We start from the raw sequence: 280 nt of genomic DNA on the forward strand, positions 1-280 counted from the left end.
GGAGAGGTATAGGAGTGAAAATGTTGAAAGTGATAGTTATCTCAAAACAACACTGAGGTATATACACCAAAATCCTCTAAAGGCTGGACTGGTGAAGAGTGTATGGGATAGTGAGTGGACCAGTATCCATGAGTATTTACATAAAGAGGGAATCATCGACATAGATAGAGGCTTAAACCTTTTTTCCTTTGATAGAAAAACTGCTGTGGAAAAATATATCATCTATATGCAAGATGAAAGTGAAGATCAATGTTTGGATTTCACAGAAAAAGTGATACTA

At 35.7% G+C, this 280-nt stretch carries 1 protein-coding gene; it reads left to right on the forward strand.

The window, feature by feature from the left end:
• Positions 1–91: 91 nt before the first annotated feature.
• On the forward strand, positions 92–280 hold a 189-nt coding region (locus AOA61_RS31770; protein ID WP_218197329.1), incomplete at its 3' end, for a hypothetical protein.

It is taken from the genome of Pseudomonas sp. 2995-1 (assembly GCF_002742505.1).
Taxonomy (GTDB): domain Bacteria; phylum Pseudomonadota; class Gammaproteobacteria; order Pseudomonadales; family Pseudomonadaceae; genus Aquipseudomonas; species Aquipseudomonas sivasensis.